At 64.4% G+C, this 3,333-nt stretch carries 3 protein-coding genes; all 3 read right to left on the bottom strand.

Features of this window, described 5'->3' with window-relative positions; translation table 11 throughout:
- Positions 1-123: 123 nt before the first annotated feature.
- Positions 124-1,206, bottom strand: a complete 1,083-nt coding sequence (locus VNM24_17535) for a restriction endonuclease subunit S (protein HWQ40383.1) — start codon at positions 1,204-1,206, stop codon at positions 124-126.
- The gene (locus tag VNM24_17530) at positions 1,196-2,773 is read right to left on the bottom strand and encodes a class I SAM-dependent DNA methyltransferase (protein ID HWQ40382.1); all 1,578 of its coding nucleotides are present in this window, start codon (positions 2,771-2,773) and stop codon (positions 1,196-1,198) included. Before VNM24_17530 ends, VNM24_17535 begins: the two co-directional genes overlap by 11 nt.
- A gap of 432 nt (positions 2,774-3,205) precedes the next feature.
- A partial coding sequence (locus tag VNM24_17525) for a WYL domain-containing protein (GenBank protein ID HWQ40381.1) occupies positions 3,206-3,333 on the bottom strand: 128 nt, incomplete at its 5' end.

Below are 3,333 nucleotides of genomic sequence, written 5' to 3'. Positions count from 1 at the left end.
CCGGCCGGCGCCGCCGCAAAGCAGTTCAACTTCCGTCTCGCTCTTACGACCAGTCATAGACACAGGCGTACTCCTATCTCCAAGTTTAGGACTACACCGTGTCCGGTGATTCAGGGGGCTATCTCATTCTCGGAATGCCTCGCTACGAGCTAGGCAGTAAGCGAACTCCTCAGGCAACGGAGGCTTTGGGCGCAACACAATGTACTCGGTCGAGCCCCAGCCAACCTGTCCGTCCTGGAGGAAATCGACAAACGCCGTCTTGCCGTTTTCCAGACACGGTGTGATGCGTGCCACAAGAGTATCGCCATTGATAAATCGCATTCCCGATCCGAAGGGCCGATTCACAACTTCGTCAGGTGCGTGTCCGCGAGTTGGCATGTTCGCCATGTCCAAGTAAGGCGCAATATCGCCCTTGCGTAACGGACGTGGCGGGTTGATTTCGACCAGATTGGGCAGGGATGCCACCTCCCACCCCTCCGGAATCTCGCCAAGCTCGGAGTCGACGAGGCGGGCGGGGAAGAGGTCGTAGAGGTGGCCGGGTAGGCCGGGGAGGGAGTCGCCGCGGCGCCAGCGGCCTTCCATCTTGGCGCGGACGGGGTCGAAGTACACGAACCACGACTGGAAGAGCGCCCGCGCCATCGCCTCCAGCGTCTCGCTCATCCGCCGGTTCAGCTCGATCTTGTCGTCCAGCGTGCCGAGGATGTGGGCGATGGCGCGTTGTTCGGCGATGTCTGTTGGCGCGAGCACATCGAACGATTCGATCATTCCCTTCGTGAGGGCATTGCGCGTGCCTCCGGAGCCCGCCCAGGACAGGAGCTTGGTCTGCATCTCGGGAGAAATGAGTACGTACCGGAGGAAACGCGGAGCCAGTTGGCTCGGATCGGGCCTGATGATCGCAACGTGCTGGTTCACTCGCGCAGGGAGGACCTTGGAATCCACTTGGCACGCTCGTGCGACGGAATCACCGGTGATGTTCAGGAGAACATCGCCGTCCAGCACCTCGACGTTCTCCAGCTCGGCAGCTTGCTTCTCGTCGATGAATGCGAGGCCCTCGTGGTGGAATCCATCGTTGTAGACGTTCTGACTCCTGATCAACGCATACGGCCCATCGTGCAAGTATACGTCGCTACCACCGCGCGGAGTCGCACCACTCCCGATCTTGGTGCAGACATCGCCAAGGCGGATGCGCGCCCACTCACCCCCCATATCCCAGCTCCTTGAGGTTCTTGGCGATCGCGGCGTCGAGCTTCGCGGCCTCGGCCTGCTGCTCGCGCAGTTGCGCGACGAGTCGCTTCATCTTCTCCTCGAACGGCTCGCCGTCGTTCTCGTGCGCCTCGGCGCCCACGTAGCGGCCGGGGGTGAGCACGTGGCCGTGCTTGCGGATCTCCTCCAGCGTCGCGCTCTTGCAGAAGCCGGGCACGTCCTCGTATTCGCCCGCCTCCTTCTCGCCGCGCCAGGCGTGGTAGGTGTTCGCGATGCGGGCGATGTCCTCGTCGGTGAGTTCCCGGTGGGTGCGGTCCACCATGCGGCCCAGCCTGCGGGCATCAATGAACAGCACCTGGCCGCGGCGGTCGCGAAACTTGCCGTTCTTGCGGTCGCGCGCGAGGAACCACAGGCACGCGGGGATCTGCGTCGAGTAGAAGAGCTGGCCCGGCAGCGCGACCATGCAATCCACGAGGTCCGCCTCGATCAGTTGCTTCCGGATCTCGCCTTCGCCAGACTGGTTCGACGACATCGAGCCGTTGGCGAGCACGAAGCCCGCCACGCCGGCGGGCGCGAGGTGGTGCACGATGTGCTGCACCCAGGCAAAGTTGGCGTTGCCGACCGGCGGCGCGCCGTACTGCCAGCGCTTGTCGTCGCGCAGGCGCTCGCCGCCCCAGTCGGAGACGTTGAAGGGCGGATTGGCGAGGATGAAGTCGGCCTTGAGGTCGGGGAAGCGGTCGTTGTGGAAGGTGTCGCCGTGTGCGATCTGGCCCTCGATGCCGCGGATGGCGAGATTCATCTTCGCGAGCCGCCAGGTGGTGTAGTTCGACTCCTGGCCGTAGATCGAAATGTCCGTCCTGGCCTTGCCCCCGTTGCCGTTGCCGCTTGCGTGCGCGCGGATGAACTTCATTGATTGCACGAACATGGAGCCCGAACCGCAGCATGGATCGTAGACACGCCCTTTGTAAGGCTCGATCATCTCGACAAGTAGCCTAACAACGCTCTGCGGCGTCAGAAATTCGCCGCCTTTGCGACCTTCGGCCAGAGCAAACTGTTCGAGGAAATACTGATACACGCCGCCGAGCACGTCCTTAGCGCGAGCTTCCTTGGCACCGACGTGAATGCCGCTTACTAGATCGATAACTTGGCCGAGACGGGCCTTATCAAGAGCAGGGCGGGCGTAGTCCTTGGGAAGTACGCCCTTCAGAGCCGGGTTGTCGCGCTCGATGCCGGCCATGGCGTCGTCCACGAGCTGGCCAATGGTGGGCTGCTTCGCCTGCGCCTTCAGATACGCCCAGCGCGCCTGGGGCGGTACCCAGAAAACGTTGGCCGCCCGGTACTCGTCCGGATCCTCCGGGTTTGCATAGGGCTCGGCCTGCAGCCGGCGGTGCTGCTCATCGAAAGCATCCGAGATGTACTTGAGGAAGATGAGGCCGAGGACGACGTGCTTGTACTCGGCAGCGTCCATGCTGCCGCGCAGGGCGTCGGCCATCTTCCACAGTTCGGCTTCGTAGCCGAGGGTGGCGCCGGCAGTTCTGGTTTCCTGGGCGTGGTTCCTTCGCTTCGCCACTAGCGACCTCCTCCCGCGATCTGGCCCGAGCGCGGCTCTGGGGCGGACGGCACTCCTTGCTGCTCTCGACTTCCCCGCCTGCCGGGCTACATGGCTTGAGCGGCGAATCATGCCGAAACACACCCGGCGCACGCGGGCCACGCGCGCAAGTCTAGCAAGCGGCATGTGGCGATCGTCGTGGCCGCGCGGCTTGAACGCCCCAGTGCCCGAGTCAGTCAGAAAAGCGTTCCAGCACCCGCGGCGCGACGCCCGGCTGCCCCGGGCGCGCACCGGCGTGAAAGGCGGACGCGGCTGCCAAGGACGCAATTCATTCGCTCATCAGCCAGATGAGGCCCATCGCGGCAAGCGGCGCGAGGACGACCAGAACGTCAAGCGGCACGGTCATGGCCCGGATCGTGCCCCGCGCCGGGCTCAGGGCGTGAGCCTGCCGCTTCAGCGATACCGCCTTGCCGCCGCCTCCAGCCGCTCGGCCACGCGCGCGCGAAGCGCATCGGGCGCGAGCACTTCCACGTCCGGGCCGAATTTGAGGATGTCCATGACGAGTTCCCGGTCGTCGGCGT

Source organism: Burkholderiales bacterium (assembly GCA_035560005.1).
Classification (GTDB): domain Bacteria; phylum Pseudomonadota; class Gammaproteobacteria; order Burkholderiales; family Eutrophovitaceae; genus DASRFY01.
Note: the sequence above shows the minus strand (reverse complement) of the source record. Positions and strands in the feature narration are given on the sequence as shown.

Excerpts from the sequence above, each read along its gene's own strand:
- VNM24_17535 (HWQ40383.1), bottom strand. The coding sequence starts at position 1,206 with ATGGGGGGTGAGTGGGCGCGCATCCGCCTTGGCGATGTCTGCACCAAG.